Raw genomic sequence first — 13,129 nt, 5'->3', positions numbered from 1 at the left:
GGGTTTTGAGCAGAAAAAAGCCGTGATATCGCGCTTAAAACGTTTCCCAGTTTCCTTCCTCAACGGCGGGGATCGTCTGACGGTTTGACAGAAACGCCGGTGTTTTCGTCTGAGAGGCTTTGCGCACCGCTGCTGTCGCCGAACCCGCGCTGACTTTGAAAATGCTGATGGCCTGCGACAAACGCTCAGCCTGCTCGTTGAGCGAATGCGCCGCCGAAGAGGCTTCCTGAACTAACGCGGCGTTCTGCTGAGTCACTTCATCCATCTGGTTGATGGCTTTGTTAATCTCTTCAATCCCGGTGCTTTGTTCGTTACTGGCAATGGCAATTTCGCCGACGATGTCTGTCACATTTTTTACGCTGGACACCACTTCCGCCATGGTGGCACCGGCTTTGGCGACCAGCTGCGTGCCGTTATCCACCTTCGCCACAGAATCATCGATCAGCACTTTGATCTCTTTGGCGGCACTGGCAGAGCGTTGCGCCAGATTGCGCACTTCGGAAGCCACCACGGCAAAACCACGCCCCTGCTCACCGGCACGCGCCGCTTCAACAGCAGCGTTCAACGCCAGAATGTTAGTCTGGAAAGCAATACCATCAATCACTGCAATGATATCGACGATTTTGCGCGAGGAAATATTGATACCTTCCATCGTGTTCACGACTTCACCGACCACTACACCGCCCTGCACCGCCACGCGGGAAGCCTGCGCCGCCAGCTGATTGGCCTGACGCGCATTATCGGCATTCTGTTTCACCGTGGCTGTCATCTGTTCCATAGCGGATGCAGTTTCTTCCAGTGAACTGGCTTGCTGCTCGGTACGGGAAGACAAATCCAGGTTTCCGGCAGCAATTTCACCGGATGCGCTGGTGATGGCATTCGTGCCTGCACGCACTTCGGTCACGATCCTCAGCAGATTTTCATTCATGTTTTTCAGCCCCTGCATGAGCTGCCCAGTTTCATCCTGGGAAGTTACCTGGATTTGCGTGGTCAGATCGCCAGCCGCTACGTTTTCTGCCACTTTCACCGCAGTATGCAGCGGACGGGTGATTGAGCGGGTCAGGAAATAACCCAGCGCGGCTGCCATTAAAATGGCCAGCGCAGAGAAAATCAGCGTCAGCTGAATGGCGGTGGCACCATCGGCCAGCGCTGTTTTACCTTCGGCCTGTAATTGCTGATCCTGAGAGTTAGCAAACGCGGTCGCCAGGTCCAGATACGCATTTTGCGAAATGGTCAGTTTACGCAGAACAAACTCGGTCGCCCCTTCCATATCACCGGCACTGGCTAAGGCAATCAGTTGCTCTTTGGCGGTTTCGAATGTTTGCCCCGCCTCCTGCAACGCTTTGATTTTTTGCTTGCCGGTCATGGTCGTCTGAATAGCGGCGATTTTGTCCATTGCGACATTGGTTTGTTTAACCGTGTCATCCAGCTGTACATAACGCTTCTTATTCTGCTCAGGATTTTTAGTATCAATGACGATGCCGCGCAGATATTTAATCTGGTCATTTACGCCGTCGCGGACGTCAAATGCCAGCCGGACTTTGACGTAACGGTCACTGACTATTTGGTCAATACTGCTATTGATGTTGCTTATTTTGGTAATGGCGATAGCGCTGACAATCACTAAAAGCAAAATGATAAGGCCGAATGCTGTCCCTAAACGGGCGCCGACACGCATACTGTTGATCAGTTTACACATTTTATTTCCCTTATTTCCTGGCCATTAAAAATTAATACAATGAAAAATAATTCAAAATATTGATTACATAGCGGAACTACTTTCTAATAATCTAATTAATTCTTAAAGGTTATCGGTATAAATAAGGGAATCTTTAGTGATGTGAATATTGGGAAGTGTAAAGAGGGATAAATGGTTCTGCTCCTCCCCTGTGCAGGAGAGGAGCATTATCAGGCAAACATTTCCTCAAGCCAGCCAACCCGCATTTCAGGCACGGATCGCAGCAACTCGCGGGTGTAATCATCCAGCGGTTCGGCCAGTGCGGAGGTGACCGGTCCCTGACGCACAATCACACCCTGTCTGAGCACCGCGACTTCATCGGCGATTTCGCGCACTACCTGCAAATCGTGGGTAATAAACAGGTAAGAAATGGCGGTGTCCTGCTGGATCTGGCGCAGTAATGCCAGCACATCGCGGGCAACTAACGGGTCGAGCGCCGAGGTTGGTTCATCGCAAACGATAACTTTTGGCTCCGCTGCCAGCGCCCGCGCAATACACACGCGCTGTTTTTGCCCGCCGGAAAGTGCGGCAGGAAAACGCGCCGCCAGTTCGGCATGTAATCCGACCTGCGCCAGCAGTTCACTCACCCTGGCCTCGCGCTGGCTGCGGTTCAGGCTCGTAAAGCAGGCCAGTGCACGGGAAATCTGACTGCCAATACGCTCTTTCGGATTCAGCGCCGTGTCGGGGATCTGATGGATCAGTTGTACATCGCGCAACTGAACGCGGCTGCGCTGGTGCAAACTGGCGGGCAATACTTGCTGATTCAGACTGACTTCTCCGCTTTCCTGGGTAAGCAGCCCGCAAATCACTTTACCGAGCGTCGATTTCCCCGAACCGGATTCACCGATCACCGCCAGCGTGCGCCCGCGCGGCAAACTCAGCGAAACATTTTGCAGTACCGGCTGTGCATGATAGCGAGCACTGATGTTACTGATATCCAGCGCTGCTGGTGCATGACCCGTTTGCGGCGTTTTGTTCCCACCCTGTGCATGCAGCAAACGGCGGGTGTAAACCTGTTGTGGCTGGCTCAGCAATTGTGCCGTTCCCGCCTGTTCAACTGTTTTACCGTGCTGCAACACCATAATGTGATCGCTTATCTGCGCCACCACCGCCAGATCATGACTGATGTAAATCGCCGCGACGCCGGAAAAGCGGATCACATCACTGATAGCTTTCAGCACGCCGAGCTGGGTGGTGACATCCAGCGCGGTGGTCGGCTCATCGAAAATCAACAACTCAGGCCCGGCGCACAGCGCCATGGCAATCATCGCGCGCTGTAACTGACCGCCGGAAACCTGATGCGGATAACGCTGATAAAACGCCTGTGGATCCGGCAGACCAAGCTGTTCAAACAGAGCAATGGCTTTGGCCTGCGCCTGACGGCGGGGATACACATTGTGTTTCAGCGCCGCCTCAATGACCTGCTCGCCGAGGGTGATCGCCGGATTAAACGCCGCTCCGGCAGACTGCGCGACATAAGCAATCTTTCTGCCGCGCACCTGACGCAACTGGCGCTCAGAAAGCGAAGTCAGTTCCTGTCCGCTGAACGCAATTTTGCCGGACCGGATGCGCATCCCCTGCCGGCAATGCCCGAGAATAGCCAGTCCGATGGTGGATTTGCCTGCGCCCGATTCGCCGATCAGACCCAGCACTTCGCCGCGCTTCACAGTGAAAGAGACATCATCCACCAGCGTGCGCGAATTTTTACCCTGCGACACCACGCACAGGTTTTCGATACTCAGTACGTGCTCATTCATGCTTTTTTCCCCCACACACGACGCTCACCGCTTATCAGCCAGTCCGCCACGGCGTTGACTGCCAGCGCCAGTACCGCGATTGCGCCCCCCGGCACCAGTGCCGCCCAGACGCCAAACAAAATGCCGTCTTTGTTATCGCGCGCCAGTCCGCCCCAGTCAGCGGTCGGAGGCTGAATACCCAGCCCGAGGAATGACAGCGCAGAGAGAAACAGCAGAATAAAAATAAAACGCAGGCCGAATTCGGCGATCAGCGTCTGGAGCGCATTGGGTAAAATCACATGCAGGAGGATCCAGCCGAGACTTTCACCGCGCAACCGCGCCACATCAACAAATTCCATTACGCCGATATCCACTGCAAGGGATCGGGCCACGCGCAGCACACGGGTTGATTCCAGCAGGCCAAGCACCAGCGTCAGCACCAGAATGGTTTTCGGCAAAACAGCCAGCACGATCAGCGCCAGGATCAGCGTCGGAATAGCCATCACAATATCGTTGCAGCGGGAAATCACCTGATCCAGCCAGCCGCCGCGCAGTCCGGCAATAAACCCGAACGTACAACCGACGATAAACGCCACCAGTGCCGCCAGTGCGGTCACACCAAGGGAAACCCGTGTGCCCCAGATCAGGCGGGAAAGCAGATCACGGCCGAGATTATCGGTGCCCAGAATGGAACCGGGCCCCGGTAAATCCCACGACATGCCGATCGTCTGATCCGGCGTGTGCGGGGCCAGCCACGGGGCAAAAATGGCGATAAGGATAAACAGGCTTAGCACCAGCAGGCCCAGTATCGAAGCAGGTTTTAAAGCAGGCATTACAGCAATTCCTAAGATTCAGCGGTTATGGCGTAAACGCGGATTAGCGACCAGCGCCATCACATCCGCCAGCAAATTAAGCAGGATATAAATACCTGCCAGCAGCAACGCGCAATCCTGCATCACCGGAATATCGCGTTTGCTGATGCTGTCGACCATGTACTGCCCGAGTCCCGGATAAACAAATACGTTCTCGACAATCACCACACCGACCATCAGATAGGCCAGATTGATCGCCACGACATTGATGATCGGCCCCACCGCATTGGGCAATACGTGACGCCATAAAATGCGCGACGGTGACAGCCCTTTGAGCAACGCGGTATCCACATACGCCGAACTTTGCGCGGCTATCAGCGCAGCGCGGGTCATGTTGCTCATATGGCCGAGGATCGCCAGTACCAGTGTGGCGCACGGCAGGGAAATGGCGGAGAGTTTGGCCGCCAGCGGCATATCTGCAGTGATACTGCTGTTGCTCGGTGCCCACGCCAGCGTGATGGCAAATATCAGAATCAGCAAATAACCGGAGAAAAATTCCGGCAGGGCCACCGTGGCGCGGGTGATGACGTTGAGCAGTGTATCAATGACACTGCCCTGATAACGCACAGAAATAAACCCGATCAGCAGCGCCAGCGGAACCGCAATCGCGGCGGTACATCCGGCCAGAAACAGTGTATTCCCCAGGCGGGTAAACAACGGACCGCTGATGGCTTCGCGACTCGAAAAACTGGTGCCGAAATCGCCATGCAGCACACCCGCCAGCCAGCTCAGATAACGGCTGACCGCCGGTTTATCCAGCCCCAGTTGAAAATTCAGTTCGCGGATAGCATCGGGCGTGGCGCTCTGACCGAGGATCGCCGTCGCCGCATTGCCCGGCAGCAGTTGTACACCGGCAAAAATCAGCACGGAAACGGCCAGCACCACCAGCACGCCATAGAACAGCCGCACCAGTACCATGCTCAGCAAGCCGGAACGGTGTTGCGAAAAACGGCCCGCAGGCCGCTGTGTCACTTTCTGTTGTGCAGATAAGTCAGACATATTTTTACCCGGTTCAGCCTTCAATCCAGACTTTCTCTGCCGCACGGTTACCACTGAGCGGCATTCCCGGAACGGATGTAAACCCTTTGATTTTGGCGGAACAACCGTCGAGCGCATCGGCGTACAGCGGGATGATCTCGCTTCCCTGATCAACCAGCATCACCTGAATGTCATGGTAAATCTGCCTGCGGCGCGCTTCGTCCGGTTCACCGCGTGCGGCTTTGACCATCGCATCGAAAGCCGGTACGTGCCACGCCGATTCATTCCATGAAGACTGACTGGTGAACACCAGAGAGAGCAGCGCGTCGGCGGTCGGACGGTTCGCCCAGTTCGACGACACAAAGGCTTTTTTCTGCCAGATATCATTCCAGAACGCATCGTCCGGCACGCGCACCACATTCAGGTTAATGCCCGCTTTGGCGGCGGATTGCTGATAAAGCTGACCGGCATCGACCGCGCCGGGGAAACCGGCATCGGCGACATTCAGCGTCAGAGGGCCGCTGAAACCGGATTTCTTCCAGTGGAACTGCGCTTTTTCTGGGTCGTACGGACGCTGCGGAATATCTTTCGCAAAGTATCGGTTCGACGGGAAAATCGGGTTGTCGTTCGCCACGCTGGCGTAACCGCCGAGCACGGTGTCGATAATTTTCTGACGATCGATGGCGTATTTGAGCGCCAGACGGCCATCAACATTATCGAACGGCGCCAGATTTGACAGCCCGGGGAAAGTGTAAATCATGCTGTCTTTCGCCCGTACCAGTTTCAGGTTCGGCATACGTTCGATGCGGCTGACAATGCGCGGATTCACGCGGTTAATCAGCTGTGCCGAACCACTGACCAGTGCGGCCACACGGGCTGTTGAATCGTTCATCGCCAGCGTTTCGACAGAATCGACATGCCCGCGTTCGCTGTTCCAGTAGTTCGGATTACGTTTGGTCAGCGTGGACACACCCGGCTGGAATTTTTCAAGGATAAATGCGCCGGTGCCGATGCCTTTATCAAAGTTTTCATTTTCAGCAGTAATGGCGAAATGCACGGCGCTCAGCAGCCAGACGAATTCGACGTCCGGTGCGGTGAGCTTAACAGTGACCTCATGGTCGCCGGTGGCTTCAATCGAACTGACAGTGTCCAGATAACCCTTGACCGGCGACGTGGATTTCTCACCCCGGTGATGATTGAGGGAATACACCACATCTTTCGCGCCCAGCGAACGGCCATCATGGAACTGCACGCCCTGACGGATTTTCAGCACCCAGGTTTTGCTGCCATCGGTTGAGGCCCAGGCTTCAGCCAGTGACGGTGCCAGTCTGGCGTTTTCGTCGATCTCCACCAGATTGTTAAACATCTGAGAACCGACGAAATACATGTAAGTTTCGAACCAGAATGCCGGATCCAGACGGTCGGTGCTGGAGGCATTGTCCACGCCGACGACCAGATGGCCGCCTTTTTTCGGTTTTTCTGCCTCCGCAGCAAAGGCATTGCCCAGCCACAGTGAATGGGTAGCCGCAGCAACGGAAAGTGCACCCGCACTTTTAATAAATGAACGACGATCAATCATGGTTTTCCCCTGTCTGCGAAGAATGCATCTTCAGCATTAATATGCGTTTTATTCTTTTTATGGATGTTATCTGGTGATGGATATTATCTGGCGAAGGCCTGTTTCAGCGCGGCAATATGTTCCGGCCCGATCCCGCAACAACCGCCGACCATGGTCGCACCCTGCGCCACCCAGTCTTTCGCGAAATCGAGATAACCGGCAGGATCAGTGTCCTGACGCATTTTGCTCAGCCCTTCATTGGCACCGCGTTTATTATCGGAAGGCTCGAACGCATTGGCATACACGCCGATATCAAGCTGAGATCCCTGTGCAGTCAGCGCCGCTCGTGCAGCTTTCACCGCAGTCGCCATCACTTCAGGACGGCTGCAATTGAACAGCACCGCCGCCGCAGAAACCCGCAGCGCCACACTGACCGCATCGACAACCGCTTCACCGGAGCGCAGCAGCGCATTACCCTGATCGTCGAGATTGTCCTGCAAGGTAAAAGACAGCCACAGCGGACGCGGGTCATCGCCCAGCACATCGCGCACGGCTTCGACTTCTGCAACAGAGCTTTGCGTTTCCGCCAGCCAGACATCAACGCTGTCCGTCAGGTTATCCACCAGCACTTGCAGTAATTTTTTGGCCGCCACTGGCTCGAACAGATCCGGGCGATAAGATCCGAGAACCGGAGGGAGCGAACCCGCAACCTGCACGGCAGCCCGTGCCGCATCAGCCGCCTCGCGAGCCAGCTTGCCGGAGAGCGCAATCAGCGCAGCGCCCTGCTCCGCAAAAACTTCTTCACCCACGTGGAACGGCACAACGGCGTAACTGTTGGTGGTAATGACCTGAGAACCGGCAGCAATAAAAGCATCGTGAGCAGCCCGAACAAATTCAGGAGCCTGCATCAGCGCCAGTGCAGACCATTCAGGCTGGCGAAAAGGAGCCCCCATGCGGGCCAGTTCGCGCCCCATGCCACCATCGAGGATTTTAATGTTACTGATCATTGTGCCACCGCCGTTGTATTTTTCTTAGCCGAATCAATCGTTAATCCGGCAGGTGGTGACACTCTACAAAACGAACGTTTAGATGTCTAGATTTCTTAATGGCTAAAAGGTGGGTTTTTTATTGTAAACTGGTCTCACTCGCCGTGAGGGCTGGATCGGGAATATTTCGGTTTCTCACTTGCTGTGAGGGCAAACCGGGAATATTTCGGTTTCTCACTAACGGTGATCACACGACCCTTCGCGCCGAAACCGACCAAGAGGGAAAAATGCTTTTTCCCTCCTGGATCTCCCTTCGCTTTTTCAACACGCGCTCCGCTCGCTGGCCATGTTTCAGATATCTCAGTGACAGGCTGGAAATCTTGCCGCTGTGCGGTCCCTTCATTTCGGGATTGCAGCCTTTGGTCTGCAACCTCTCATTCAGCAAGCTTTCTGAATCGCCCGCATGATCTTAAAATCAAAACAGGACTCATCTGTTTTAAAGAGTGCAATGGCGTGCTCAAAATCCAGCTGAACGGAGCGGCTTCGAGACCTGTGGCCCGAAGACCGAGTGAAGGCAGTGCGAAGCACCTGGATTTGCGCCACTTACTATAGCCACGAAACACGTCCGTCGTGCCCGCGACAGCGCGCAGTGAAAGAGCCCGGGGGGTCTTGGGGGGTGGCGGCGATAGGCCGCCCCCCAAGTCGGTGTGGGCCGACGCCCACGGTCTTGACCTTAAAAGGCCTGTGTGGACGCCCCCCGTCTGTAATATTTATTTACAGCGATAAACCCAATGCGTATTATTCTCATTCGCTTTATTAACCATGACCATTTTATCTTGTCCAGCCCTTGTCCGGGGGATTCTGGCGGGGTTTGCTCATGCAGATAAAGCCGTATTCATACAAAAATGCCGTGGCTTAAAAATAATAAAATAACCGTGTGGAGAATAGTTATGCCTGTTTTTTCAGGGGATTGCGCTGTCAGGAACAATAAGCAAAACATTGATAATAATTCCGGAAAGAAACGTTCACTTTCAGTGATCGCATTGTTAATTTCGTCGTCATTGCATTCTGCGTATGCCGCAGACACCACCGTTAAGAAAACGGGTGACGATACTGTGGTGGTCACCGGGCAGAGTAACGCCGACAGCACCGCTGATACCGCCGCCACCGATTACAGTGTCCCGGTCACCACCGCAGGCACAAAAATGGCTCTGACAGCGCGCGATATTCCCCAGTCCGTCAGCATCATCAGCAAGCAGCGCATGGAAGATCAGCAGTTACAGTCTTTGGGTGACGTGCTGAGAAATACCACCGGCATTCAGGAAAGCGTTTCGGATCTTGACCGTCGTACTTATTACGCCCGTGGCTTTCTGATCGACAACTACATGGTCGATAACATTCCGACCACTTTCGATCCGCGCTGGGACCTGGGCGATTCACAGTCAGACACGGCAATTTACGACCGTATCGAAGTGGTGCGTGGTGCAACCGGCCTGATGACTGGCCCGGGCAACCCGTCGGCCTCCGTCAACCAGGTGCGTAAACACGCCGACAGCAAAGAATTCACCGGTAATGTTTCGGCTACTTACGGCAGCTGGAATAAACAGCGTTACGTGGCGGATTTAGCCACTCCGCTGAACGAATCCGGCAGTATACGTGGCCGTCTGATCACCGGTTATCAGGACAAAAACAGCTACGTTGAACGTTACGGCGCAACAAAAAAATTCGTCTATGCCACCGTTGATGCTGACCTGACTGATTCCACCCTGCTTTCCGCAGGCTACGAATTCCAGCAAACCAACACCGACAGCCCGACCTGGGGCGGCATGCCGCGCTGGTATCTGGACGGCAGCAAAACCGATTATCGTCGCGGGTTTAACTCAGCGCCGGACTGGGCTTACAGCGATAAAGAAACCACCAAGCTGTTCACCACCCTGAAACAGTCATTCGATAATGGCTGGCAGGCCACGCTGAACGGCACCCGTACTGAATCCCATATCGACAGCAAAATGATGTATATCGACGGGACATTCGATAAAACAACCGGGGTAGGTGAATCCGCCTATGCCGGTTATCCGGTGGTCGCAGGAACCGGCTATAACACCGGTAAACGGAAAGTCGATGGTGTGGATGCCTTCGCCAGCGGCCCGTATGAACTGTTTGGCCGTCAGCATGAACTGATGACCGGTGTGAGCTACAGTAAACAGCAGAACACTTATTACAGTTCATTTGCCAATATCACCACCGAAGAACTGGGCAATTTTAACGATTTCAACGGACAGTTCCCCGAAACCGACTGGGCCCCGCGTGCTCTGGCAGAAGAAAATGTTATTCGTCAGAAATCAGCTTACGTGGCTACGCGCCTCTCGCTGGCCGACCCGCTGCACCTGATCGTTGGGGCGCGTTACACTAACTGGAATTCTCATACCCTGACCGACCAGATCGAGAAGAACAACATCACACCGTACGCGGGTCTGGTGTTTGACATCAACGATACGTGGTCCACATATGCCAGCTATACGTCAGTATTCCAGCCACAGACTTACCGTGATATTAACGGCGGCTACCTGTCACCGGTCATTGGTAAGAATTACGAAGCGGGGGTGAAAGCCGACTGGTTCAACAGCCGCCTGACGGCCTCTGTTTCCGTGTTCCGTGCAAAGCTGGACAACGTCGCGCAAAGTACCGGCCGTACAATCCCGGGCTCAACCGATACGGCTTACGAAGGTAAAAATGGCACTGTCAGTCGCGGCGTAGAATTTGAAGTGAACGGCGCCCTGACTGATAACTGGCAGATGACGTTCGGCGGCACCCGTTATATTGCAGAAGATGAAAACAGCGATGCAGTTAATCCTCAGTTGCCGCGCACCCAGCTGAAATTATTCTCCAGCTATCGTCTGCCGATGTTGCAGGATCTGACCGTCGGCGGTGGTGTGAACTGGCAGACACATGTCTGGGATACGGTTCCGGGGCCAAGCGGCAACGGTACGCGCTATGCGGAACAAGGCAGCTACGCGCTGGTTAATCTGTTCAGCCGTTATCAGGTCACCAAACAGCTGGCAGTGCAGGCTAACGTGAATAACCTGTTTGACAAAGAATATGACACCAGCGTGAATCAGTATGTGGTGTACGGGGAACCGAGAAATGTGTCGGTGACGGCGAGCTATAGTTTCTGATTTGCTGAGGCCGCAGCAATTGCGGCTTTTCACTTGCAGTGAGGGCAGAACGGGTATATTTCGGTTTCTCACTCGCCGTGATGGCTGGATCGAGAATATTTCGGTTTCTCAAGTGCTGCGGTCACATGACGCGCTGCGCCGAAACCGACCAGAGGGGAAAGGCTTTTCCCCTCTGAACTCCCCTCGCTTTTTCAATACGCGCTCCGCTCGCTGGCTATGTTTCAGGTATCTCCGCGACAGGCTGGAAATCTTGCCGCTGCGCGGTACCTTCTCTCGGTCCTGAAGCCTGAGGTCTTCAGGCCGCTCCGTTCAGCAAGCTTTCTGAATCGCCCCCACGATCTTAAATTCAACGGCATACTGTTTTTTATCTTTTAAAAAGGTTGATTGGCGTGCTCAAAATTCAGCTGAACGGAGCGGCTTCGAGACCTGTGGCTCGGGTCGAGCTCTGCGAGACAACGTCACGAAGTGACGGCCCGAAGGGCGAGGCCGCAGGCCGAGTAACACCGAGAGAAGGCAGTGCGAAGCACCTGGATTTGCGCCACTCACTATTGCACCAGAACATGTCCGTCGTGCCTGCGACAGCGCGCAGTAAAAGAGCCCGGGGGGTCTTGGGGGGTGGCGGCGATAGGCCGCCCCCCAAGTCGGTGTGGGCCGACGCCCACGGTCTTGACCTTGACCTGGAAATTGACTTTAAAATCGCCCCCTTTGCACCGATCCGTGCAAAAAAACCAAAACTTACATAATTCTCCATGTTTCAACATGCTTTTATAAAGTACCATTAACATCATGAACACCATCCCCAATACTCCTGTCTTTGACGGTCATAACGACCTGTTACTTCGCCTGTGGCTGCATGACGCAGCAGATCCTGCTGCTTTGTTTCTTGATGGCTCCCTTGAGGGTCATCTCGATCTCAGGCGCTGTCGTCTGGGTGGCTTTGCAGGCGGATTATTCGCTGTTTTTGTACCACCTGCTTCGTATATGCCACAACTGAAGCCCAATTCCCCTGCAGAAATCCATGATGCTTACACCATTACGCAAGCGCAGATTTCGCTGCTGGAACGCCTTGAAACACAGTCCGCCGGGCGGGCAAAAATCTGCCGGACGGTCGGTGAAATTGAAGCGTGTATTGCGCAGAATGTGCTGGCGATGGTGATGCATATCGAAGGGGCGGAAGCACTCGGGGATGATTTCTCGCGGCTGGAGCGCTGGTATGAAAAAGGGCTACGCAGCATCGGTCCGTTGTGGAATTTACCCAACCAGTTTGGTACCGGTGTAAAGGGTGACTTCCCCGGTTCGCCTGACACCGGAGATGGCCTGACGCCCGCCGGGCTTGGATTATTGCGTGAGTGTAACCGGAAAAAAATTCTGTTTGATGTCTCGCATATGAATGAAAAAGCCTTCTGGCAGACGGCGACATTCAGCGATGCTCCGCTGGTCGCGACCCACTCAAATGTGCACGCGCTGTGTCCGCAACCGCGCAATCTGACCGATAAACAACTGGCCGCAATTGCAGAAAGCGATGGCTTCGTTGGTGTTAATTTCGGCACTGCTTTTCTGCGGGCCGATGGAAAACGTAACGGCGATACCCCGGTAACCGAAATTGTTAAACATCTTGATAACCTTCTTGATAAACTGGGGGAAGAAAATGTCGGTTTTGGTTCGGATTTCGACGGTATCAATGTGCCGGATGCTCTCGGTGATGTTGCCGGAATGCCTTTGCTGCTTCAGGCGATGTCTGATGCGGGATACGGCAATGAATTGATCGAAAAAATCGCGTACCGCAACTGGCTGAAATTATTAAAACAGACCTGGGGTGAATAGTTTTTCATCCGGGGTTTTGCGTTAATCCCTGTGGCTTACAGGGCAATATCGGTTTGCGTTCATCGCAACATTTTTATAGCCAAACCATCAATATTTGACAATAAGCCGATCACCTGCCGCAATTAAAGCAGCAGTGAACTTAACACTGTAATCACCAAGAGGACATTATTATGTGGACTAAACCTTCATTCGAAGACCTGCGTTTAGGCTTAGAAGTGACACTGTACATTTCTAACCGCTAAGCCTTTATGCCCACGGTTA

9 protein-coding genes and 1 other RNA gene are annotated in these 13,129 nt (G+C 54.0%); 4 read left to right on the top strand and 6 right to left on the bottom strand.

Annotation, left to right across the window (positions count from 1 at the left end; genetic code table 11):
• Window positions 1–34: 34 nt before the first annotated feature.
• From EVX52_RS07050 to EVX52_RS07025, 6 genes are all read right to left on the bottom strand, one after another.
• Window positions 35–1,699, bottom strand: coding sequence for a methyl-accepting chemotaxis protein (locus tag EVX52_RS07050; protein ID WP_129990959.1), 1,665 nt, complete (start codon window positions 1,697–1,699; stop codon window positions 35–37).
• 209 nt (window positions 1,700–1,908) lie between these two features.
• On the bottom strand, window positions 1,909–3,495 hold the full coding sequence (locus EVX52_RS07045) for an ABC transporter ATP-binding protein (protein WP_129990958.1): 1,587 nt from the start codon (window positions 3,493–3,495) through the stop codon (window positions 1,909–1,911).
• Window positions 3,492–4,307, bottom strand: a complete 816-nt coding sequence (locus EVX52_RS07040; protein ID WP_129953675.1) for an ABC transporter permease — start codon at window positions 4,305–4,307, stop codon at window positions 3,492–3,494. The genes EVX52_RS07045 and EVX52_RS07040 overlap by 4 nt, the downstream gene beginning before the upstream one ends.
• 18 nt (window positions 4,308–4,325) lie before the next feature.
• The gene (locus tag EVX52_RS07035; RefSeq protein WP_129991116.1) at window positions 4,326–5,264 is read right to left on the bottom strand and encodes an ABC transporter permease; all 939 of its coding nucleotides are present in this window, start codon (window positions 5,262–5,264) and stop codon (window positions 4,326–4,328) included.
• 94 nt (window positions 5,265–5,358) lie between these two features.
• Window positions 5,359–6,900, bottom strand: coding sequence for an ABC transporter substrate-binding protein (locus tag EVX52_RS07030; RefSeq protein WP_205952649.1), 1,542 nt, complete (start codon window positions 6,898–6,900; stop codon window positions 5,359–5,361).
• Window positions 6,901–6,986: 86 nt separating this feature from the next.
• On the bottom strand, window positions 6,987–7,889 hold the full coding sequence (locus EVX52_RS07025) for a homocysteine S-methyltransferase family protein (protein ID WP_129990956.1): 903 nt from the start codon (window positions 7,887–7,889) through the stop codon (window positions 6,987–6,989).
• A gap of 929 nt (window positions 7,890–8,818) precedes the next feature.
• Between EVX52_RS07025 and fhuE the strand changes: the two genes are divergently transcribed.
• From fhuE to pqqA, 4 genes are all read left to right on the top strand, one after another.
• The gene (fhuE, locus tag EVX52_RS07020; RefSeq protein WP_129990955.1) at window positions 8,819–11,044 is read left to right on the top strand and encodes a ferric-rhodotorulic acid/ferric-coprogen receptor FhuE; all 2,226 of its coding nucleotides are present in this window, start codon (window positions 8,819–8,821) and stop codon (window positions 11,042–11,044) included.
• 417 nt (window positions 11,045–11,461) lie between these two features.
• Window positions 11,462–11,544: non-coding RNA, RtT sRNA (locus EVX52_RS07015), on the top strand.
• A 286-nt stretch (window positions 11,545–11,830) separates the two neighbouring features.
• On the top strand, window positions 11,831–12,868 hold the full coding sequence (locus tag EVX52_RS07010) for a dipeptidase (protein WP_129990954.1): 1,038 nt from the start codon (window positions 11,831–11,833) through the stop codon (window positions 12,866–12,868).
• 170 nt (window positions 12,869–13,038) lie between these two features.
• Window positions 13,039–13,110 carry a pyrroloquinoline quinone precursor peptide PqqA gene (gene pqqA, locus EVX52_RS07005; protein WP_013578120.1) on the top strand — a complete coding sequence of 24 codons (72 nt, stop codon included), beginning with the start codon at window positions 13,039–13,041 and terminating at the stop codon, window positions 13,108–13,110.
• The last annotated feature ends 19 nt before the right edge of the window (window positions 13,111–13,129 follow it).

Source organism: Rahnella sp. CFA14(1/10) (assembly GCF_004195095.1).
Classification (GTDB): domain Bacteria; phylum Pseudomonadota; class Gammaproteobacteria; order Enterobacterales; family Enterobacteriaceae; genus Rahnella; species Rahnella perminowiae.
The sequence above is the reverse complement of the archived record's forward strand: the minus strand, read 5'-3'. Positions and strand labels throughout refer to the sequence as shown.

Excerpts from the sequence above, each read along its gene's own strand:
- EVX52_RS07050 (WP_129990959.1), bottom strand. The coding sequence starts at position 1,699 with ATGTGTAAACTGATCAACAGTATGCGTGTCGGCGCCCGTTTAGGGACA.
- EVX52_RS07045 (WP_129990958.1), bottom strand. The coding sequence starts at position 3,495 with ATGAATGAGCACGTACTGAGTATCGAAAACCTGTGCGTGGTGTCGCAG.
- EVX52_RS07040 (WP_129953675.1), bottom strand. The coding sequence starts at position 4,307 with ATGCCTGCTTTAAAACCTGCTTCGATACTGGGCCTGCTGGTGCTAAGC.
- EVX52_RS07035 (WP_129991116.1), bottom strand. The coding sequence starts at position 5,264 with ATGGTACTGGTGCGGCTGTTCTATGGCGTGCTGGTGGTGCTGGCCGTT.
- EVX52_RS07025 (WP_129990956.1), bottom strand. The coding sequence starts at position 7,889 with ATGATCAGTAACATTAAAATCCTCGATGGTGGCATGGGGCGCGAACTG.
- fhuE (WP_129990955.1), top strand. The coding sequence starts at position 8,819 with ATGCCTGTTTTTTCAGGGGATTGCGCTGTCAGGAACAATAAGCAAAAC.
- EVX52_RS07010 (WP_129990954.1), top strand. The coding sequence starts at position 11,831 with ATGAACACCATCCCCAATACTCCTGTCTTTGACGGTCATAACGACCTG.